Genomic DNA, 21,241 nt, shown 5'->3' on the forward strand with positions numbered 1-21,241 from the left:
CCCGCCCGTCCCGGCCGGACCATCGCCCACCCGCCGTTCCCATCTCCCGGACTGCCCCATGCCTCTGCGCCATGACTCCGCCGACCACGCCTCCACTGACCGCACCTTCCAAGTGGACCTGCGCGGCCTCGTCGATCTCCTCTCCCACCACCTCTACTCCAGCCCCCGCGTCTACCTGCGCGAACTCCTGCAGAACGCGGTGGACGCGCTCACCGCCCGGCACCGCCTCGAACAGGGCGCCCCCGCCGACGCGTTCGGCATCCGCCTGTACGCCGACGGTGCGGTGGTCCGCGTCGAGGACGACGGCATCGGCCTCACCGAGGCGGACGTGCACACCTTCCTCGCCACGATCGGCCGCAGCAGCAAGCGAACGGACCAGATCGCCGAACAACGCGCCGACTTCATCGGCCAGTTCGGCATCGGCCTGCTCTCCTGCTTCCTGGTCGCGGACGAGATCCATGTGCTGAGCCGTTCCGCCCGCACCCCCGAAGCCCCCGCCGTGGAATGGCGCGGACGCGGCGACGGCAGCTACACCGTCCGCACCCTGCCCGCCTCCGCGCGCCCCCGGCCCGGCACCACCGTCACGCTGACGCCCCGCGCCGACGCGGGCGAATGGACCGGCCCCGCCCAGGTGCACGCGCTGGCCCGGCACTTCGGCTCGCTGCTGCGCCACCCGGTGACCTTCGACGACGGCACCGGCGGCCCTGGCGCGTCCGTGGGGGCACCCGTCAACCCCGAGCCCGCACCCTGGGCGCGCAGCCACGCCACTCCCGGAGCCCGCTCCCGCGCCCTGGCCGCCTACGGCGAGCAGGTCTTCGGATTCACGCCGCTGGACACCATCGAGCTGGACCTGCCGGCCGTGGGCCTGAAGGGCATCGCGTGCGTGCTGCCGGAGACGGTCCCCGCCGGGCGCCGCCACGGCCACCGTGTGCACGTCAAAGGCATGCTGCTGTCCGAGCAGGCCGAGGAAATCCTGCCCGACTGGGCGTTCTTCGTCCGCTGTGTCGTCGACGCCGAGAGCCTGCGCCCGACGGCGTCCCGCGAGTCCCTGTACGAGGACGACACCCTCGCCGCCGTACGCGACGCCCTCGCCGAGCGCCTGCGCGCATGGATCGCCCGGGCCGCCGCCAGCGACCCCGAGCTGCTCGGCCGCTTCCTCCAGGTCCACCACCTGGCCGTGAAGTCGCTCGCGGTGCACGACGACGAGATCATGCGGATGCTGCTGCCCTGGCTGCCGTTCGAGACCACCGACGGACACGCCACCCTCGACGAGTTCGCGCGCACCCACCGCACCGTCCTCGTGACCTCGAGCGTGGAGGAGTTCCGCCAGGTCGCCGCGATCGCCTCGGCCGCCGGGCTCGGCGTCGTCAACGGCGGCTACACCTACGACCGTGAACTGGTCCACCGGCTGCCCGAGATCAGGCCCGAGGTCAGCGTCGCCGACCTCGACCCGTCGACCCTCACCGCCCACCTCGACCCCGTCGACCGGGAGACGGAACTGGCCGCCGCGGCCTATCTCGCCCAGGCCCGCGACGCCCTCGCCGTCTTCGACTGCGATGTCGCGCTGCGCACCTTCCAGCCCGCCTCCGCCCCCGCCCTCCTCCTCGACAGCCGTGAGGCCAGGCACGAACGCACCCGCTCGCAGCTGGCCCGCGAGCAGCAGGGCGGCGTGTGGGGCGACATCCTCGGCGCCCTGCGCCAGGAGGCCCCGCGGGCCCAGCTGATCCTCAACCAGCTCAACCCGCTGGTGCGCACCGCCGTCACCATCGACGAGCCCGAGCTGGCCCGCACCAGCGCCGAAGCCCTCTACGGGCAGGCCGCGATGCTGTCCCGCCGCCCGCTCAGGCCCGCCGAGTCGAGCCTCATCAACCGCTCCTTCCTCGACCTCCTCGCCCACGCCCTCCGCAAGGACAGCTGACGATGCCCACCACGATCCAGACCACCGACGAGCTGTACCAGGCGCTCCAGGACAACGACGAGCGTCCCTACGGCCGTACCCGCACCGTCACCGCCGAGGAACTCGTCGACGCCGCCGAGCAGTTCGAGGAGCCCGTACCGCTGATCCACGCCCTCCTCGAACTCCAGGAGGCGTACACCTACGGCTCCGAACCCCGGAAGTCTCCCGTCGTCTTCGCCCGTCTGCTCACCCTCTTCGACGAGCAGCCCGACGTCTTCGACGAGCGCCTGCGCCACCTGCTGTTCTGGCGGTTCAAGTGGGTGGGCCACGCCCTGCGCCAGCTGCCCGAGATACCGCTGGCCAGCCTGCGCCAGTGGCTGACGGAGATGCGCGACCGCTACGAGAAGGCCGGTCTCGGCCTCCAGCCCTACTACGGACAGGCGTACCAGCTCGCCGCCCATGTCGGCGAGGACACCGCGCTCGCCTACGAACTGTGGGCGGGCCGCGCCCGCACCCGGCTCAGCGACTGCGAGGCCTGCGAGATCTGCGAGCGCGCCCTGTTCCACCTCGCCGCCGGCGACGACGCACGGGCGCTGCGCACCTGGGAGCCCGTCCTGGCGGGGAAGGAGTCGTGCCAGGAGGAGCCGGCCCGCTCGCTGTCGTACGCGCTGCTGCCCCTGCTGCGCACCGGTCAGGCCGACCGGGCGCGCGAACTGCACCTCGTCGGCCACCGCGGCTGCCGCCGCAACCCCGCGATGTCCGGGGAGGTCGGCCGGCACCTGGAGTTCTGCGCGCTGACCGGAAACGAGGCCCGCGGCCTGGAGCTGCTCGCCGAGAACCGGAACCTGTTCGACGAGGTCGACTCGCCCCTGGACCAGCTCGACTTCCTTACCGGCGTCGAGGTCCTCCTCCAGCGCGTCGCGCACCTCGGCCACGGGGAACTGCCCGCCGCCGGGTACGCCGGCCGTACCTGGACGGTGGCCGGGCTGAACGCCGAGGTGCGGGGTCGCGCGGACGACCTCGCCGCCCGCTTCGACGCCCGCAACGGGACGACGACCCACACCGACCGCCGCCGGGCCCGCCTCGACCGGGCACCCCTCCTCGACGCGCTGGAACTGACCCTGCGCACCCGCAGCCTCGACGACGTCGCCCCGGCCGCCCCGGTCGCGGCGCCCGCCTCCCGCACGGCCGCCGCCGTTCCCGATGCCCTGCCCGAACTCATCGTCCAGGCGCGGAAGTTGGACGAACAGGGGCATCCGGACGCCCAGGCCTGCTTCGCGCGGCTGCGCACGCTCACCGCGGCCCGCGACTACACCCACCCCGACGACCCTGCCGCGGGCCCGCTGATCCGGCTGCGCGCCGACCTGTTGGCGGACGAGGCGACCTCGGCGACCAACAAGGACGACTTCGCCGAAGCCGCCGCCCTCAACGAGGAGGCCGCGGCCCTCTACGACGACGCCTCGGAGCCCGGTCACGCGGCCGTCGCCCGCGGCTGCGCCCTGCTCGCCACCGCCCGGATCCCCGCCGAGGACACGGACGGAGCCGAGGCGACGACGGCCGCGCTGACCGCCGCCCACGCGTCCCTCGTCCGCCTGCACGAGGAGACCACCGGCCTCGCGCCGTACCAGGAGGCCCGACTGCTCCGGCTGCGGGCGACCGCGCTCGGCCTGCGCCTGCAGACGACGGGAAGCAAGGAGTACGTCGCGCCGGTGTTCGCCGAGGCGGACCTGCTGCACGCGTTCGCCACCCGGCACGACATCACGGGGCAGATTTCCGGCGCCCTGATGCTGCGGGCCAGCACACACGCCATCGCCGGCGACCTGCCCGCCGCGGTCTCCGAGATCGACGCCCTCCTCGACCGGCTGAAGGCGCAGGGCCCCGCCTGGCACCTGCCCCGCACCCTCGGACTGCGCGGCCGGCTCCAGCTCGCCCTCCGGGACCCCGAGGCCGCGCACGCCAACCTCACCGAAGCTCTTCGACTGGCCGCCGACTGGCCGGCCGACACGGTCGACGCCAACCGCCTCCACGGCGATCTGGCCGAGGCCTGCATGCACCTGGGCCGTCCCGAGGAGGCGTTGCGGCACCTGACGCGTTCGGCGGAGGCGGACCTTCGCAACGGCAGCCGGATCGAGGCGTTCTGCACCTACAGCAACGCGGCGCAGCTCAGCCTCGACCTGGGGCGCGTCGAGGACTGCATCGCCCTGCTCGACTCCCTGCTGGCCGAACCGGACGTCGCCGCAGGCGAGTTGGACGACCGCCTCGCCGCGCAACTGCGCCTGACCCGGGCCCGCGCACTGCGCGCGGGGGAGGACCTCAAGGCCGCCACGGCGGAGTTCGCCGCGCTCGCGGCCGAGTCGGCCGGCTGGGACGACGACCCGGGCAGCCACGCCATGATCGCCGCGGAGACGGCCGTACTCCTCGGCGAGTCCGGCGAGTTCGGTCCGGCCCGTGAGGCCGCGGACCAGGCGATCGCCGCCCATGCCCGGGACCCGCGCTACGAACTGCTCAGCAACTCCCTGCGCGAACTCGCCCGCCTCCAGGCCCAGCAGCAGGGCACCGAGGGCCTGGCCGACGCCCTCGCCTTCCTCGCCGACGCCGGCCGGATCGCCGACGAGGCCCGCGCCGCCGGGTACGAGGCCCGTGGCCGCTCCCTGGACAGCGCCCTGGCCTACGAACACGGGCGGGTCAACGCCTACGCCGGCGCGTACGAGGACGCGCTGACCGCCCTGGAGAAGGCCCTCGCCCTCCTCGGCGAGCTTGGGCCGGAGGACGACCGGGTCGGCGAGTGGGCCGAGTGCGTCCGCCTCGCGGGTGCCGTGGAGGGCCTCTACCTGAAACGCCCCGCCCCCGCCCTCACCCGCCTCGACGCCGCCGTCTCCCACCTGACCGCCCTGGGTCACACCGAGGAGACGGAGCCGCTGACCTCCCTGGCGAGCCGGCTTCGCGACGAGGAGTGAGCCCCTTCCCATAACATCGTTCGTGCGGACGTCAGTTGCCCCATGGTTCCGCGTCGAGGAGGCGATGGTGTTCGGAAAGGGCACGTGGTTGCTCGTGGGCGCCCTGGTCGTGGCCTGGATGGTGCTCTCGGGACCCAGTGCACCCAGCGGTGCCCTCGACGCCAGGTCGCTGCCCGACAAAGCCGTCAGGGACGTCGTACCGAACCGGGTCATGACGTGGAATCTGTGCAACCCCTGCGAGACGGGCAACGACGACCGGGCCGCGGAGATCGCCACCTTCGCGCCCCAGGTCGTCGGCCTGCAGGAAGCATGTGTGGGTGACGTCGAGAAGATCCGGGAGTATCTGGAGAACCTCCACGGCCTCGTCTACCACGTCGAGTACGGGGCGGTTCTCCAGAGCTGGGGCCGTTGCGGGGGAGCGCCCTGGAACCCGGGCGGCTACGGCGAGGCCATCCTCTCGGCGGCCCCGATGACCGACGTCGTCACCGAGGAGTATCCCGACGGCGGCTCCGAGGACCGTGGCTACATGGAGGTCACCACCACGGTGGGCGGCCGCCCGGTCAGGGTCTTCAACACCCACCTCGCCGAACGACGTCAGGAGGCGGTCCGGGCGGACCAGGTCGGCGTACTCGCCAAGGAGGTCGCCCGGTACGACCGCACGATCGTCATCGGCGACTTCAACGCGGTGCCGGACGCCTACGAACTCACTCCGATGTGGAAACTGGCCGGGGACGCGGACCCACAGTGCCATCCTTCGTCGACCGGCAGCTGCGAGCCGACCACCGACTGGCAGAGCAAGTTCGACTACGTGTTCCTGCGGGGCTACGTCCCGCTCAGGCAACGCGTGCATCCGAACGCGGTCTCGGACCACCACCTGGTGTACGCCGACGTGGAGCTGGCCCCGCGCCGCTGACCCGCGAACTCAGTGCGAGGAGCGGAGCACCAGCAGGGTGATCTCGCTGGGCGCGAAGACCCGGAACGGCGGCCCCCAGAAGCCGGTGCCACGGCTGGTGTAGAGGAGGGTGCGGGCGCCGTGTCGGCTGAGGCCGGCCAGGGCGGGCTGATCGAGGCGGACCAGGTGGTGGAAGGGCCAGATCTGGCCGCCGTGGGTGTGGCCGGAGAGCTGGAGGTCGATGCCGGCGGCCGCCGCCCGGTCGACGAACGTGGGCTGGTGCGCCAGGAGCAGGACGGGTAGGTCGGGGTCGGCGCCGTTCAGGGCTCCGGCGAGGTGGGCCCGGTGGCCCGCCAGGCCGGAGGACTCGGCGGTGACGTCGTCCACGCCGGCGACCACGAGGGTGTCGCCTCCGCGTTCGAGCAGCAGATGGCGGTTGCGCAGCGGCTCCCAGCCGAGCTCGCCCATCAGGTCGACCCAGCCCTGGGCCTCGCTGTAGTACTCGTGGTTGCCGGTGACGTACACACGGGCCCGGGTGGCCTGCACGGTACCGAGGGGGACGGCCTGGGCGCGGCGGCGTTCGGCGGTGCCGTCCGCGATGTCGCCGGTGTGGCAGACCACGTCCGCTTCCAGAGTGTTCACCGTCTCGCACACCCGCGCCGACCAGCGAGCGCGATCGAGCGGGCCGTAGTGGGTGTCGGTGATGAGGACGACCCGGAGGCCGTCCAGACCGGCACCCAGCCGTGGCAGTCGCACGTCGAGTCGGCGCACGCGTGGCACGCGGCGGGCCTCGGCGTACCCCCAGGCGAGCAGTACGGCGGTTGTGCCGAGGACGGCCCAGGTGACGATGCGGGCCCGGTCCTGGCCCTCGCCGACACCGGCCACGGTCAGGGCGAGCCGCAGGAGGACACCGAGCAGAACGGACCAGGTGAACAGGACCCAGCTGCTGCCCAGCAGGGTGTCACCGACGATCGCCGCCCGGTCCTGCTGGCGCCGGCCGTGGCCGCGCATCATCGCGAGCGGCATACCGACGAGGCCGAGGACGAACAGGGCGGTGCCGGCCGACGTGACGGGCAGCGGCCAGTGCTGGCCGGCGTACAGGAGCACCCAGCAGGGCACGGCCCACAGCAGGACGGGGGCGATCAGGGGGAGGTAGCGCATCAGGCGGTGCAGTCTGCTCTGCCGCGGTGCCTGCGCTTCGCTGTCGGCGGGTCGGGTGTCGCTGGTGTCGGTCACGCTTCGCCTCCCTGACGGGGCTGCCGTCCCGCGCACTGTATCCGGTCGCCCTCGGGCCGGCCGGGCCGGTGTGCACGGGCGCGGACCCTCGGGCGCGCCGGCGTTGTCGCGTGACGTGGGCGGGCCCGGCCTCTCGCCGAGCCCGCCACGCCGTCAGCGCTGCAGTGTCAGCAGACCCGGACGGTAGGGCAGGAGGCCGTAGTCACCGCCTGAGCTGGGGCTGCGCCCCTGGTAGAGCAACTGCAGATTGCAGGGATCGACGGTCATGGTCTGATCGGCGCTCGTGCGGATCAGCTCGCCGTGGCTGATGTCATTGGTCCAGGTGGCGCCGCTGTTGGCCTTGCCGGCGAAGGGATTGCTCTCGGTCGCGGCCTGGGGTGTCCACGAGCCGTTCAGGCTGGTGGCCGTGAACGAGCGGAAGTAGCGGCCCTGCGAGCCGATCGCCTCGACGATCATGAGGTAGCGGTTCTGGCCCTGCAGCTTGTAGACCTGCGGGGCTTCGAACAGGTTGTTCGTCGTATCGCTCATGACCACGGTCGACGTCGTGCCGAAGCTGCCCGGGAAGTTCCCCATCGGCATACCGGCCCGGTAGATCTTGCCGTTGTCACCGGCGAAGAACAGGTACATGTTCGTCCCGTCACCGATGAGCGTCTGGTCGATCGGTCCGGTTCCGGAACCGGAGATGCTTCCGGAGAACAGCACCTGCGGGGCCGACCAGCCGTTCGGGTTGGTGGGGTCGCTCGACGTCCGGTAGGAGAAGGCAGTCCCGCCCCACTGGTAGGCGAGCACCCAGATGTTCTTCGGCGCGAAGTAGAAGAGCGTGGGTGCGACGGTGGAGGACGACATCGTGTTCTGGCTTGCCGAGGCCATCTCCGACCAGTTGGTGAACAGGCCGAAGTTCATCGAACCCCAGCTCGTCCCCGTGTCGTGCGTCGTCGCATAGACGAGTTGCCTGCCGTTGTAGGGGACGACGGTGAAGTCCTTCAGCGAGACCCATCCCGGCTTGGGCTGCGCCAGCGCGCCCGTGGACGTCCAGCGATACGTCGACGGAAGATCGCACGGGCCGGAGGTGTCGCCGCCGACCTTGACGAGCTGCCACTGCTGGTTGGTGCCGCCCCAGTCGTCGTACTGGACGATGTTCGCGCTGTCGGCGGTGGAGGCGCCCTGCACTTCGAGAGCCTTGTTGCTGTGGCGCGAGATGAGCCTCACGTAGCCGTCCGAACTGTCGGCCAGGCGCCACTGCTGGTTGGTGGCGTTCTGGTCGGTCCACTGGACGATCGCGCCGCCGTTCGCGGTGGACCAGTTGGAGACGTCCAGCACCTTGCCCGAGTGGCGGGACTTGATGCGGTAGTAGCCGCCCCCGGCATCGACGAACTGCCACTGCTGCTGGGCCTGATCGTTCCTGGACCACTGGGTGATGCGGGCGCCGTCGTCGGTCGCCAGGTTGTAGACGTCCAGGGCCTTGCCGCTGTTGCGGTTGACCAGCACATACGAGGCGCCGGGGTCCACGGTCGCCGCGCCCGCGGGCTGGGCACCGAGGAAGGCGGCCACGAGCAGCAAGGGCGCAAGGACCGCGAGTAAGCGTCTGAGCCGGACCGGGGACACGTGGCGACACCACATCAGAGGGCCTCCTTTGGGGGCCGGGGGGTGATTTCGAAAGTTTCGAAGAAATCCCGGATACTTCGACGCCACAAGCTAGGAATGTGCGACTCCTGGGTCAAGGTCTGTCGCGGATCTGTCTGTAAACAGCACCTCACCGGCTCGCCGGAATTACGAATGTTTCGGTCGAGAAACGGAAACTTTTTCTGCGGGGAGTATTGACGATCCATCATCGTCCCGGTCCCATGACCGAGGCGCCCGGTGACTCAGACTGCCCGGGTTCCGGCCCGCCCCTGCGCTTCAGTCCTTCCGTGAAGACCACCTTGGAGGCACAGTCATGGGCTCCTACGCCCTTTCCAGACCCGCTGTCCGCCGGAAGATCCGCGGCCTGCTGCCGGCGCTTGTCGTCGTCGTCCTCGCTGCGGTCACCGCACTGGTCCCGCCGCCGGCCGCACACGCCGCCGAGAACACGCTCGGCGCCGCGGCGGCGCAGAGCGGCCGCTACTTCGGCACCGCCATCGCCTCGGGCAGGCTGGGCGACTCGGCGTACACGACGATCGCCGGCCGTGAGTTCAACATGGTGACGCCCGAGAACGAGATGAAGATCGACGCCACCGAACCGCAGCGCGGCCAGTTCAACTTCACCGCCGGTGACCGCGTCTACAACTGGGCGGTACAGAACGGCAAGAAGGTGCGCGGCCACACCCTGGCCTGGCACTCCCAGCAGCCCGGCTGGATGCAGAGCCTCAGCGGCAGCACGCTGCGCCAGGCCATGATCGACCACATCAACGGCGTGATGGCCCACTACAAGGGCAAGATCGCCCAGTGGGACGTCGTGAACGAGGCCTACGCCGACGGCGGTTCGGGTGCCCGGCGGGACTCCAACCTGCAGCGCACCGGAAACGACTGGATCGAGGTCGCCTTCCGCACCGCGCGCGCCGCCGACCCGGCCGCCAAGCTCTGTTACAACGACTACAACATCGAGGACTGGACCTGGGCCAAGACCCAGGCCGTGTACGCCATGGTGCGGGACTTCAAGCAGCGCGGCGTGCCGATCGACTGCGTCGGCTTCCAGTCGCACTTCAACAGCGGCAGCCCCTACAACAGCAACTTCCGCACCACCCTGCAGAGTTTCGCCGCCCTCGGCGTCGACGTGGCCATCACCGAACTCGACATCCAGGGCGCCTCGGCCACGACCTACGCCAACGTGACCAACGACTGCCTGGCCGTCTCGCGCTGCCTCGGCATCACCGTCTGGGGTGTGCGCGACACCGACTCCTGGCGATCGCAGGACACGCCGTTGCTGTTCAACGGCGACGGCAGCAAGAAGCCCGCTTACACCGCCGTCCTCAACGCACTCAACGGCGGCACCTCCACGCCCCCCGCGGGATCCGGAACGGTCAAGGGCGTCGGGTCGGGCCGCTGCCTGGACGTGCCCAGCAGCAGTACCACCGACGGCACCCAGCTCCAGCTGTGGGACTGCAACAACGGCACCAACCAGCAGTGGACGTACACCGCCGCCGGTGAGCTCAGGGTCTACGGCAACAAGTGCCTGGACGCCGGCGGCACCGGCAACGGCACCAGGGTCCAGATCTACAGCTGCTGGGGCGCCGACAACCAGAAATGGCGCCTCAACTCCGACGGATCCATCGTCGGCGTCCAGTCGGGCCTCTGCCTCGACGCCGTCGCGGGCGGCACCGCCAACGGCACCCTGATCCAGCTCTACACCTGCTCGAACGGCAGCAACCAGCGCTGGACCCGCACCTGACGGATGCAGGGTTGCCTGGAGCGCAGCCTCCAGGCAACCCCCGGGCCGTCGGTCAGGATGCGAGGCGGCTCCCTTCGTTGGATGGTGGAGCCATGAACCAGGAATACCGCCACTCTCAGCGGATGATCGAGATCGACACCCGGCTCATCAGGACCGGCGCCGTGCTCACCGCGGCCGGTGCCGTGCTGGCGTGCGCCGGCATGGGCGTCGCGGCCTTCGCCGTGTTCTCGGCGGGCCGCCGCATGGTCCGCGAGATGGACGTGCCCCCCTCCCAGCAGGCGGCCATGAAGTGGCGACAGGCCAAGGAGGCGTCCCTGGCGGGCGCACGGGCGTGGCACTCCGCCTCCGACGCCCAGAACGGGTCGATCGCCCGCTAGGTTCGGGAACACTGACCGATGCCTCAGGCCTCTTCCAGTGCGTCACCGAATTCTCGCAGTGCGCGGCCATGGTGGCTGTGAGCGAGCTTGTGCCCAATTGTTATGGCAAGGGCCACCGGCCATTCGATGATTTCGAGTGCCGCGAGCACGCCCAGCCCTGCCATAAAGGCGAGGTGGTCGGGCGGCGGCAGTTCCAGGTGCTTGCCGAATACGTCGACCACCACGGCGTTGTGTGCGACGGCCGCGTCGGCTGCCGCGCGGGCGTTCTTGTCTTCCTCGTCCACGTCGGGGGCGCCCGGCTGAACGGGTCGGGACCGGGACTGCTGTACGGCGCCTATTGATGCAGTCATGTTGCTGTCCGTTCCATCAGATTCCCCTGATGTATTCGTCATTCATTTTACTGCTGATTCCCAGCGGCCCGGCGGCTGTAGCCCGACGGTGTGACATGTCCCGGTGAATTCGGCGGCACCGTGTGCCGGTCGGTGCCGCCCACGGGGCAGGGTGCTTTCGTCGCCCTCACCCGGTTCCTGAGGGCATGCCGTCCGAAACGTCCAAGGAGACATCGCGATGACAACGAAAGCCGAGAACCGCGGAACGACGTCCGCGCAACTGCTCAAGGGCCAGAAGGCACTGGTGACCGGGGCCAACTCGGGCATCGGCCTGGCGACCGCCGTCGCCCTGGGCCGGGCCGGAGCGGACGTCGTGGTGAACTACGTCGTCGGTGCGCACGAGGCGGAGAACGTCGTGAAGGAGATCGAGAGCTTCGGCGTCCGTGCCTACGCCCACGAGGCCGACGTGTCCGACGAGGACCAGGTGACCGCCATGGTCGCTCGGATGGTCGAGGAGTTCGGCACCATCGACATCATGGTGGCCAACGCCGGCCTCCAGCGGGACGCGGCCGTCACGGAGATGACGCTCGCCCAGTGGCAGAAGGTCATCGACGTCAACCTGACCGGCCAGTTCCTGTGCGCCCGAGAGGCGGCCAAGGAGTTCGTCCGGCGCGGTGTGGTGGAGGAGGTCTCCCGTTCGGCGGGAAAGATCATCTGCATGAGCTCGGTCCACCAGATCGTCCCGTGGGCGGGCCACGTCAACTACGCCTCCTCCAAGGGCGGAGTGGGCATGCTGATGCAGACCCTCGCCCAGGAGCTGGCGCCCAAGCGGATCAGGGTCAACGCCGTCGCACCCGGCGCCATCCGCACACCGATCAACCGCGACGCCTGGGACACCCCCGAGGCCGAGGCCGAGCTGCTGCGCCTGATCCCGTACCGCCGTGTGGGCGATCCGGACGACATCGCCAACGCCGTCGTCGCCATGGCGTCCGACCTGCTCGACTACGTCGTCGGCAGCACCCTCTACGTCGACGGCGGAATGACGCTCTTCCCCGGCTTCGCCACCGGAGGCTGACCCCCGATGCAGGATCACGTCACACCCCGCCGGGTGGTGATCCTCGGCGGGGGGTTCGCCGGACTCTTCGCCGCCCGTGCACTGCGGAAGTCACCGGTCGCGGTGACCGTCGTAGACCGCCGCGCCCACCACCTCTTCCAGCCGCTGCTGTACCAGTGCGCCTCCGGAATCCTCTCCGAGGGGCAGATCGCCCAGCCGCTGCGCGGGGTCCTGCGGCGCCACCACAACGTGAGGTGCGTGCTCGCCGAGGCCACCGACGTGAACGCCGACGCCCGACTGGTCCACGCCCGGCGGTCCGACGGCGCAGCCCTCGTGCTGCCGTACGACGAACTGATCCTCGCGGTGGGGATGCGCCAGTCCTACTTCGGGCACGACGAGTTCGCCGCGCACGCCCCCGGCATGAAGACCCTGGACGACGCGCTCGACATCCGCCGACGGATCTACCGGGCGTTCGAGATGGCCGAAACGGCGGCGAACGACCGCGAACGGCAGCAGTGGCTCACCTTCGCGCTCGTCGGTGGTGGGCCGACCGGCGTGGAACTCGCCGGACAGATCCGGGAGATCGCCGGCCACACCCTCGACCGTGAGTTCCAGAAGATCGACTCCGCCAACGCCCGGGTGCTGCTCTTCGAGGGGTCCGACGCCGTGCTGGGCGCGTTCGGCCCGGCACTGGCCCATCGCGCGGCCCGAACCCTGGAGGGGCTCGGTGTGGAACTCCACCTGGGCGCGAGGGTCACCGACATCGACGCCCGCGGCCTGACGGTACGAGACCACGACGGCAAGGCGACCTGGTTCGGCGCGCGCACCGTGCTCTGGACGGCGGGCGTCGAGGCGCCGCCGATCGCGGCCGCCCTGGCCCGTGCCACCGGTGCCAAGCAGGACCGGGCCGGACGCATCCTGGTCGAACCCGACCTCACCGTGCCCGGTCACCCGGAGATCCGTGTCACGGGTGACGTGATGAGCCTGGACCGGCTGCCGGGCCTGGCCGAGGTCGCCATGCAGTCGGGCGCCTACGCGGGCCGGACGGTGCGACACCAGGTCGAAGGCAGGACGAAGGAGCCGAAGCCCTTCAAGTACCTGGATCTCGGCAGCGCCGCCTACATCGCCCGCGGCCGGGCCGTGGTCAAGGCCGGCCCGCTGCACCTCTCGGGGTTCCCCGGCTGGCTCGTCTGGCTCTTCATCCACCTGGCCTTCCTCACCGGCTTCCGCAGCAGGCTGGGAGCGGTGCTCAGCTGGTCCGTCGCCTTCGCCACCGGATCGCGCCGCGAACGCGCCTTCACCATGCCCGACACCGACGCCGCGGCCGCCGGGCCGCCCCCTCAATAAACCTGTCCTTCCTCAGCCCCACCCGCTCATCCGGGGCAGACCTCCGAGGCGCACATGTTCAGCACAGCGGTCCTTCTCGCGAACACGCCGGACCAACTCCTGCCGGCTCGTGAGCTGATGGCCTTCACCCTGGCCTCACACATCCTGCTGGTCCCGTTCGGTGTGGCACTGCCGTTCATCACCCTGCTGATGCACCACCGGGGGCTGCGTCGCAACGATCCCGTCGCCCTCCTGCTCGCCCGGCGCTGGTCCGCGGTGATGGCCGTCCAGTTCGCCATCGGCATCATCACCGGCACGGTGCTGTCCTTCGAGTTCGGCCTGCTGTGGCCCGGCATGATGGGCCGCTGGGGCGACGTCTTCGGCCTCGGGTTCGGCGTCGAGGCATGGGCGTTCTTCCTGGAGGCCGTGCTCATCGCGATCTACCTCTACGGCTGGCGCCGGCTCAAACCCTGGACGCACTTCTGGCTGGCCGTACCGCTGCCGCTGGCCGCCCTGATGGGGGCGTTCGGCATCATCGCGGCCAACTCGTGGATGAACACCCCGCAGGGCTTCAGCCTCGACTCCCAGGGCAAGCCGATCCACGTCGACGTGCGGCAGGCGATCTTCACACCGATCTTCGGCCCGGAGTACTGGCACTTCGTCGTCGCGATGCTCCTGACCGCCGCCTACGTGGTCGCCGGCGTGTACGCGGTCGGCTGGCTGCGCGGGCGCCGAGACCGGTACCACCGGCTCGGATTCACCCTGCCGTTCACGGTGGCCGCGATCCTCACGCCGGTCCAGTTCATGCTCGGCGACTCCGCCGCCCGCTCCGTCTTCCACAAGCAGCCGGTCAAGTTCGCCGCCACCGAGATCGTCTGGAAGACCGACACCCATGTGCCCGAGTACATGTTCGGACGGCTGAACAGTGACGGGACGATCTCCGGGGGACTCAAGATCCCCCAGCTGGACTCGATCCTCGCCGGCTTCAAACCCAGCACACAGGTGACGGGTCTGACATCGGTGCCGGCCGCCGACCGTCCCACCGTCGTCCAGGCCACCATCGCCCACTGGGCCTTCGACATCATGGTCACCATCGGCAGCCTGCTCATCCTCCTCGCGCTCTGGTACGCCTGGTCCTGGTGGCGACACCGGGACAACCCCCGTGGCCGCTGGTTCTACCGCTGCGCCGCGATCGCGGGCGTCGCCTGCCTGGTCACCGTGGAGTGCGGGTGGATCACCACGGAGGTCGGCCGTCAGCCCTGGATCGTCTACCAGCACATGCGGGTCTCGGAGGCGGTGACCAGCACCCACGCCTCGGGGATCTGGACCATGCTCGGCATCGTCATGGCCGTGTACCTGCTGGTGTTCGGCGCGTTCCTCACGGTCGTCCTGAAGATGCGCACCCGATGGCGCATCGCCGACGAGGGTTCGGCCGCCGCGCACGCCGATCATCCCCCGGAGGCCGACACCCCGTACGGGCCCCGAAGCGAGCCCGAGCCCGCGGCCACCGGCGCCGCGCCCGACGGCGGGCCCGGCCACACCTCTGGCGGTGCGTCGTAATGGCCGAGTTCATCGCCTGGGTCCTGGTGCTTGCGATCGCCGCCTACGCCTGCGCCGGAGGCACCGACTACGGCGCGGGCTTCTGGGACCTCCTGGCCGGCGGCGCGGAGCGCGGCAAGCGGCCCCGCTGGCTCATCGACCACGCCATGGCACCGGTCTGGGAGGCCAACAACGTCTGGCTGATCTTCGTCCTGGTCATCATGTGGACCGGCTTCCCCACGGTGTTCCAGGCCGTGTTCTCCGCTCTGTGGCTGCCGCTCGCCCTCGCCGCCGTTGGCCTGGTGCTCCGCGGCGCCGGGTTCGCCCTGCGCAAGCCGACCCGGCGCCTGGCCCAACGACGGATCTACGGGGCGATGTTCGCCATCTCGTCACTGGTGACGCCGTTCTTCCTGGGGGCGGTGCTCGGCGGCATCGCCTCGGGCCGGGTCAAGGTCGGCACGACCGCCTCCGCGGACGCCTGGGCCAATGGAACCTCCGTCCTCGTGGGTCTGCTGGCCATCGCGGCCACCGCGTTCCTGGGGGCGGTCTTCCTCTGCTCCGACGCCCTGCGGTTCGGCGCGCACGATCTCGTCGACTACTTCCGCGTACGGGCGCTGATCGCCTTCGGCGCCGTGGTGGTCCTCGCGCTGATCGCCCTGCCCGTCACCCACGACGACGCCCGGTACGTCTGGGACGGCCTCACCGGGGGACTGGGCCTGCTGCTGATCATCCTGGCCGCGGTCTGCGGACTGGCGACGGTGCTGCTTCTGCTGCGCCGGTCCCACGGCTGGACCCGCTACACCTCGGTGGCGAGTGTCGCCCTGGTCGTCGGCGCCTGGGGCTGCGCGCAGCGGCCCTACGCGCTGCCCACCTCGCTGACGGTGGCCGAAGCGGCCGGTGCCGCTCACACCCTGCGTTGGCTGGTGATCGTCACCGCCATCGCGATCGTCCTGGTCGGTCCGGCGCTGGTACTGCTCTACCGGCTCGACACGATGGGCGAACTGGAGGAGCTCACCGACAGCGACACCGGGGCCGTCAGAGCAGCTGGGGACAACCCGTAGCGACCTCAATCTGTTGCTGACAAGAGCACCGACGCGTCCCACCACGCATCGAAAGGCCCACTTGTGACGACGGACCAGGTTCTCATCGGCATGGGTCTGATCCTCGTCCTGGCCGTCGGATCGCAGGTCCTGGCCGGCCGCCTGCGCATCCCGGCCCTCATTCTGCTGCTGCCGGTCGGCTTCGCCGCGGGCGCGTTGATCGACGACGTCGATCCCGAGCAGCTGCTGGGGGCGGCGTTCTCACCGCTCGTGTCGCTCGCCGTCGCCGTGATCCTCTACGACGCGGGCCTCGGGCTGGACCTGGCGAGGCTGAAGGGCCACACCCGCCGCGTCGTCGTCCGGCTGATCTGGATCGGTGTCCTGATCACCTGGCTGCTCGCCACGCTCCTCGCCGCGCCGCTGCTGGGGATGTCCCGACGCGCGGCCGTCATGATCGGCGCGATCCTCGTGGTCTCGGGGCCGACGGTCGTGGGACCGCTGCTCAGCTTCGTGCGACCGAAGGACCGTCTCCAGCACATCCTGATCTGGGAGGGCTCCCTCATCGACCCGGTCGGTGGCGTCCTGGGAGCACTGGTCTTCCACGCGGTCGTGGCGAGCTCGGGCCACCACTTCGGCAGCGGGACGGCACACTTCCTGGCCAGCGTGGGCATCGGGGCGGCCGGAGGGGCCGTAGGGGCGACCGTGCTGTGGCTGTTGTTCCGGGTACTGCGGCTCGGCGAGGTCCTCGGCACCACGGCGCAGCTCGCCGCGGTGATCGGTGTGGCGGCGCTGTGCGATGTGCTGCGGGACGACACGGGACTCATCGCCGCCGTGGTGATGGGCCTGGCCGTCGCCAACCTCCCCGGCATGGGCGCACCCGCACGCCGGCCGTTCTTCGAGACGCTGGTCAGCCTGATCCTGGGCCTGCTCTTCATCTCCATCTCGGCCACCGTCACCCCGCACTCGCTGCGCCATGTGTGGCTGCCCGCGCTCGGGCTCGCCGCATTTCTGGTGCTGGTCGTCAGACCGCTGGTCGCGGTCGTGTCCACCCTCGGCACCGACCTGACGCGCGGCGAGCGGGGCTTCATCGGCTGGATGGCGCCGCGCGGCATCGTCGCGGCCGCCACGGCCTCGACGTTCTCGGCCGGTCTGGTCGCCAAGGGGATCGGCGGCGCGGCGAAGATCCTTCCGGCCACCTTCGTGGTCATCGTCGCGACCGTGACGCTCTACGGCCTGACCGCCTCGCCCGTCGCCCGGCGTCTGGGCGTCGTGCGCCCGTCCCGTTCCCGGCCCTTGCTCGTCGGCGGCGACCCCTGGGTGGTCGACCTGGGCGCGGCCCTGAAATCGGCGGGGCTGGAAGTCCTGATGTGGGCAGGGGAAGAGGAACAACGCGACCGTATCCGTCGGGCGGGGATCGAACTCGCGCCGGGTGAGCTGCTGGGTGCCGCCACGGGTGGGGCCGCCGAGCTGGAGGGCATCACGGCGGTGTACTTCCTCACCGCCGAGGACGACTTCAACGCCCTGGCGGCGGTGCTGCTGCGAGGCAGCGTGGAGGGTACGGTCCACCGCCTGAACGCACCTTCCGACAGCCATGGCGTGGTGGCGCCGTTCATCGGCGGCGAGGTGCTGTTCGGCCCGGATCTGACCTGGCCGACCTTCTCCCGCAGATACGAGGAAGGGGCGGCCGTGCTCGGGCAGCCCGCCGACGACGCCGTGCGGCCGGGGAGCGATCCGCTGTTCCTCGTACGGCGCGACGGCCGCCTCGATCCGGTCACGGCGGGCAGCACGCCGCTGCCCCGGCCAGGGGACACGGTCGTCCTGCTGACTCCGGGCGGACGGGTGGACGAGAGCCCGTGAGGGTAGGGAAACGGCCGTCGGCTGCCCGAACCCCGTCATTCCCTACCCGGTGAGCGAAAGTAAGCCGCCGAATAAACAATTCTCGGCGCGCCGGTCTCTTCTATTCCGGAACACCGCATGCACCCACTCACGTTCTGCCGGTCTGTGATTCTCGTGGCAAGCTGAAATACGAGCCACCGATCGGCTGCAGGTCAGTGGCGAGGCCTACGCTGGAGGATCCAGGAAATGACTACAGCGGGAATGCACCAACGCCGAACCGGGGGAGTGTGGGCGTCCGGTTGGACCGCTTTCGCCGGGGTCATGATGATCTTCGGCGGAGCGATGGCGATATTCGAGGGCATCGCCGCCATCGCCGAGGACGACGTCTTCGTCACCACTCGGAACTACACCTACAACTTCTCTCTGACGAGTTGGGGCTGGATCCACCTCGCCCTCGGCGTCCTCGTCCTGGTCGCCGGCATCGCCCTCTTCGGTGGAGCGGTCTGGGCGCGTGTGGTCGGCATCGCGCTCGCGGGCCTGTCGATGATCGCCAACTTCATGTGGCTGCCGTACTACCCCGTCTGGGCCGTCGTGCTGATCGCCGTGGACGCCTTCGTCATCTGGGCGCTGTGTGTCGGAAGGAGCCGGGAGGCCCGCACCGGATAGGACGGTGAATTACGACAGCCGTGAGTGTCAGCGCCTACGGGCCGCCGATCGTGGTGGTCCTGGGCGTCTCGGGTTCCGGTAAGACCACCGTCGGCAAGGCGGTCGCAGAGCAGCTCGGAGTGCCGTTTCTCGAGGGCGACGACTTCCACCCGGCGGCGAACATCGCGAAGATGCGCGCCGGCCATCCCTTGGACGACGCCGACCGCGAGCCCTGGTTGCGGGCCCTCGCCGAGCGCATTCGTCAGTCCGCCGAGGCCGACGAGGGGCTGGTCATCGCCTGTTCGGCCCTCAAGCGCGCCTACCGTGACGAACTCCGGTCGGGCGCCGGCGCCGGGCTGTGGTGTCTGTATCTCGCCCTGGACCGGGCCACCGCATGGGACAGGGTGTCGCGGCGCACCGGTCACTTCATGCCCGCCGTGCTGGTCGAGTCGCAGTTCGCGACCTTGGAGCCGCTGCAACCGGACGAGCCGGGCCTGACCCTGGACGCCACCACCGATCTACCGGCACTTCTCAGGCGGGTGCGGGCCGCTGTCACACGCGGGGACGGGCGCGCAGGCAGCTGACGGCGTCGCATACCGGCGAACTCGCGTGGCGACGCGAGCGCCACTCCTACGCCGTCGGCCTGACCGCCCGCTCGCGTTGCCGTGCGCTCACCCGGCGCCAGATCGCCCGCTGACACTTGAGGGTGCCGGTCCCGACCACGATCAGTACGACGATGTTGAGCAGCAGCTGCAGCAGCGAGCCCCGGGCCTCGTCCCAGCTGGCGAACGCCGACGAGACGCCGATGTCCGCCGCCGCCGGAATCGTGGTCACCGAGATGAAGACACCGAGCAGCGCGCTCGTGCGGGCCTCGGCCAGGGAGACGATGCCGACGATCCCGGCCAGCACCGCCACCGCGGCGGAGAAGAAGTTGGGGGTGTCGATCAGACTCGAGACGGGCCTGAGTCCCAGCTCGAAGGCCCTCGGCTGCAGTCCGAAACCCCGGACCAGCAGGGCGAAGAGGAAGGTCGCGGCGATGGCCAGCAGGAAGCCCACGAGCAGCGCCATCAGGCCCTGCTCGATGCGCGGTCGGGCGCGGTGGTCGATGCCGAGCGCGATGCTGGTGATGGCCCCGTACTCGGGTCCGACCACCATGGCCGCGACGATGAGGATCTGGGAGTTGGTGATGATGCCCACCGCACCGATGAGCCCGGCGATGACCAGGAACAGGTAGAAGCTCGGGGGGTATCTGCCCTCGGCCCGGATCCGGGCCTCCACCTGCTCCCACACCGGCGCACGCAACCGGGCCCCGAGTTCCTCGGCGCCTGTCCTGGCCGCGAGGTCCGAGAACACCGTGTCCACCGGATCGAGGACGAGAGTGCCACGGTGTTCCAGCCCGAGGTCCCGCAGGCCGCGCAGCACCTCGTTCGCGGCGCCGGTCAGCACGTCGCACTCGATGGCGTCGCCGTCGGGGTTGCGTACCCGGCCCGGCTGCAGTTGCAGGTTCAGCACGCACGTCTCGGCGCTCAGCAGGGCCATGGTGCGTTCCGTGAGGTCCGGCGGACACACCGCTCGGACATGGATCATGTCCATCCGGACCTCCGCGGATCGGTTCGGTGCGGCGGTCTACGGCCCCGGACGGGGCGCCCATCCATTAACGCGGCGGCCCTCGGTCCCGGCAACTCGGCGTGCCGGTGTCCGGCGCCTGTCGGAGGGTGGGGGTATGCGAACGCCCGACGAACTGAGCGAGGCCGATTTCCGGTCCCTGTATCGCCGCCTGCGCGCCACGGCACCCGGCGGTGGCACTCCCAGGGGTGCCCTTGACACGATCACCGGCGAACAGGTGCTGGCGGCCGTCCGCGAGGTGCGGTCGGGACATACGGTGTCGCTCGCGGCCCCGGTGAACACCCGACCCGGACCTGACGACGCCGACCCTGCCGAGCACCGGCTCACGGCTCCGGCCGACGCCGAACCGGCGGGCAGGGGACTGGAGTTCGCGCGGGACCGCTTCGCCATGAACATCCACGGTGACGTGGACAGCCACCTGGATGCGCTGTGCCACGTCATCTACGACGGCACCCTGCACGGCGGTGCGCCGGCGGCCGGCGCCCTGTCCCCGGCCGGAGCGAGCGCGCTCTCCGTCGACCTGGTCCGCGACGGCATCGTCGGACGCGGCGTCCTGCTCGACTTGCCCCGGCTGCACGGGGTCCCCTGGCTCGAACCCGGAACGAGCGTGACGGCCGAGGACCTCGTCGCGACCGAGGCGGGGCAGGAGGTTCGGGTCGGCCGCGGCGACATCGTCCTCGTACGGGTCGGACACCGCCGACGCCGAGAGGAACTCGGCCCCTGGGACGTGACCGGCGCCCGTGCCGGACTCCACCCGACCGCCATGGAGTTCCTGGCCGAACGAGAGGCGGCCGTACTCGGCAGTGACGGCAACAGCGACACGGCCCCCAGCCCGGTGGAGGGGGTCGCGTTCCCGGTGCATGTGCTCGCCGTCCACGCGATGGGACTGCATCTGCTCGACTACCTGCGGTTCGAGGACCTCGCGCCGATCTGCGCACGGGAGGGCCGCTGGACGTTCCTCTGTGTGATCGCCCCCCTCCGCCTGCCGGCGGCCACCGGCTCCCCGGTCAACCCACTCGCGATCCTGTGAGGGCAGAGGGCAGAGGGCAGAGGGCAGACCCTCCCCGATGCCCTCACCCGTACGGCACAGTCGTGCACGCGCCGCGGGCGTCGTCGGCTG

17 protein-coding genes are annotated in these 21,241 nt (G+C 70.5%); 13 read left to right on the forward strand and 4 right to left on the reverse strand.

What is annotated here, in order from left to right; genetic code table 11:
• The first annotated feature begins 58 nt into the window (after positions 1 to 58).
• The 3 genes from BFN33_RS25045 (at position 59) to BFN33_RS25055 (ending at position 5,767) form a co-directional block, all read left to right on the forward strand.
• On the forward strand, positions 59 to 1,918 hold the full coding sequence (locus BFN33_RS25045) for an HSP90 family protein (RefSeq protein WP_069762401.1): 1,860 nt from the start codon (positions 59 to 61) through the stop codon (positions 1,916 to 1,918).
• Positions 1,919 to 1,920: 2 nt separating this feature from the next.
• Positions 1,921 to 4,854 (forward strand): hypothetical protein, encoded by a 2,934-nt coding sequence (locus BFN33_RS25050; RefSeq protein ID WP_069762402.1) that lies wholly within the window; start codon positions 1,921 to 1,923, stop codon positions 4,852 to 4,854.
• Between the two features lie 64 nt (positions 4,855 to 4,918).
• Positions 4,919 to 5,767 carry an endonuclease/exonuclease/phosphatase family protein gene (locus BFN33_RS25055; protein ID WP_069762403.1) on the forward strand — a complete coding sequence of 283 codons (849 nt, stop codon included), beginning with the start codon at positions 4,919 to 4,921 and terminating at the stop codon, positions 5,765 to 5,767.
• 9 nt (positions 5,768 to 5,776) lie between these two features.
• On the opposite strand, the gene BFN33_RS25060 is transcribed toward BFN33_RS25055, so the two are convergent.
• Entirely contained in the window at positions 5,777 to 6,982 is a 1,206-nt protein-coding gene (locus BFN33_RS25060; RefSeq protein WP_069762404.1) for a metallophosphoesterase, read from the reverse strand.
• Positions 6,983 to 7,135: 153 nt separating this feature from the next.
• Positions 7,136 to 8,602 (reverse strand): non-reducing end alpha-L-arabinofuranosidase family hydrolase, encoded by a 1,467-nt coding sequence (locus tag BFN33_RS25065; RefSeq protein WP_069762405.1) that lies wholly within the window; start codon positions 8,600 to 8,602, stop codon positions 7,136 to 7,138.
• A gap of 316 nt (positions 8,603 to 8,918) precedes the next feature.
• Here BFN33_RS25065 and BFN33_RS25070 point away from each other — a divergent pair, with 316 nt between their 5' ends.
• Complete coding sequence (locus BFN33_RS25070) at positions 8,919 to 10,349, forward strand: endo-1,4-beta-xylanase (protein WP_069762406.1); 1,431 nt, start codon at positions 8,919 to 8,921, stop codon at positions 10,347 to 10,349.
• 92 nt (positions 10,350 to 10,441) lie between these two features.
• Positions 10,442 to 10,726: a hypothetical protein gene (locus BFN33_RS25075; RefSeq protein WP_069762407.1), complete on the forward strand. Its 285-nt coding sequence runs from the start codon at positions 10,442 to 10,444 to the stop codon at positions 10,724 to 10,726.
• 23 nt (positions 10,727 to 10,749) lie between these two features.
• Here the strand turns inward: BFN33_RS25075 and BFN33_RS25080 are convergent, their stop codons facing one another.
• Entirely contained in the window at positions 10,750 to 11,010 is a 261-nt protein-coding gene (locus tag BFN33_RS25080) for a hypothetical protein (RefSeq protein WP_069762609.1), read from the reverse strand.
• Between the two features lie 283 nt (positions 11,011 to 11,293).
• Between BFN33_RS25080 and BFN33_RS25085 the strand changes: the two genes are divergently transcribed.
• The 7 genes from BFN33_RS25085 (at position 11,294) to BFN33_RS25115 (ending at position 19,079) form a co-directional block, all read left to right on the forward strand.
• On the forward strand, positions 11,294 to 12,130 hold the full coding sequence (locus BFN33_RS25085) for an SDR family oxidoreductase (protein WP_059207550.1): 837 nt from the start codon (positions 11,294 to 11,296) through the stop codon (positions 12,128 to 12,130).
• A 6-nt stretch (positions 12,131 to 12,136) separates the two neighbouring features.
• Positions 12,137 to 13,456 carry an NAD(P)/FAD-dependent oxidoreductase gene (locus BFN33_RS25090; protein WP_069762408.1) on the forward strand — a complete coding sequence of 440 codons (1,320 nt, stop codon included), beginning with the start codon at positions 12,137 to 12,139 and terminating at the stop codon, positions 13,454 to 13,456.
• Between the two features lie 54 nt (positions 13,457 to 13,510).
• Positions 13,511 to 14,995 (forward strand): cytochrome ubiquinol oxidase subunit I, encoded by a 1,485-nt coding sequence (locus BFN33_RS25095; RefSeq protein WP_069762409.1) that lies wholly within the window; start codon positions 13,511 to 13,513, stop codon positions 14,993 to 14,995.
• Positions 14,995 to 16,035 carry a cytochrome d ubiquinol oxidase subunit II gene (locus BFN33_RS25100; RefSeq protein WP_069762410.1) on the forward strand — a complete coding sequence of 347 codons (1,041 nt, stop codon included), beginning with the start codon at positions 14,995 to 14,997 and terminating at the stop codon, positions 16,033 to 16,035. Before BFN33_RS25095 ends, BFN33_RS25100 begins: the two co-directional genes overlap by 1 nt.
• Positions 16,036 to 16,098: 63 nt before the next feature.
• Complete coding sequence (locus BFN33_RS25105; protein WP_069762411.1) at positions 16,099 to 17,871, forward strand: sodium:proton antiporter; 1,773 nt, start codon at positions 16,099 to 16,101, stop codon at positions 17,869 to 17,871.
• 225 nt (positions 17,872 to 18,096) lie between these two features.
• Positions 18,097 to 18,516, forward strand: coding sequence for a hypothetical protein (locus tag BFN33_RS25110; protein ID WP_069762412.1), 420 nt, complete (start codon positions 18,097 to 18,099; stop codon positions 18,514 to 18,516).
• A gap of 20 nt (positions 18,517 to 18,536) precedes the next feature.
• Positions 18,537 to 19,079, forward strand: coding sequence for a gluconokinase (locus BFN33_RS25115; protein WP_069762413.1), 543 nt, complete (start codon positions 18,537 to 18,539; stop codon positions 19,077 to 19,079).
• A gap of 46 nt (positions 19,080 to 19,125) precedes the next feature.
• Here the strand turns inward: BFN33_RS25115 and BFN33_RS25120 are convergent, their stop codons facing one another.
• Complete coding sequence (locus BFN33_RS25120) at positions 19,126 to 20,088, reverse strand: DUF389 domain-containing protein (protein ID WP_069762414.1); 963 nt, start codon at positions 20,086 to 20,088, stop codon at positions 19,126 to 19,128.
• A gap of 130 nt (positions 20,089 to 20,218) precedes the next feature.
• Here BFN33_RS25120 and BFN33_RS25125 point away from each other — a divergent pair, with 130 nt between their 5' ends.
• The gene (locus BFN33_RS25125; RefSeq protein ID WP_176742466.1) at positions 20,219 to 21,151 is read left to right on the forward strand and encodes a cyclase family protein; all 933 of its coding nucleotides are present in this window, start codon (positions 20,219 to 20,221) and stop codon (positions 21,149 to 21,151) included.
• Positions 21,152 to 21,241 lie beyond the last annotated feature (90 nt).

The organism is Streptomyces sp. LUP47B, from assembly GCF_001746295.1.
GTDB lineage: Bacteria > Actinomycetota > Actinomycetes > Streptomycetales > Streptomycetaceae > Streptomyces.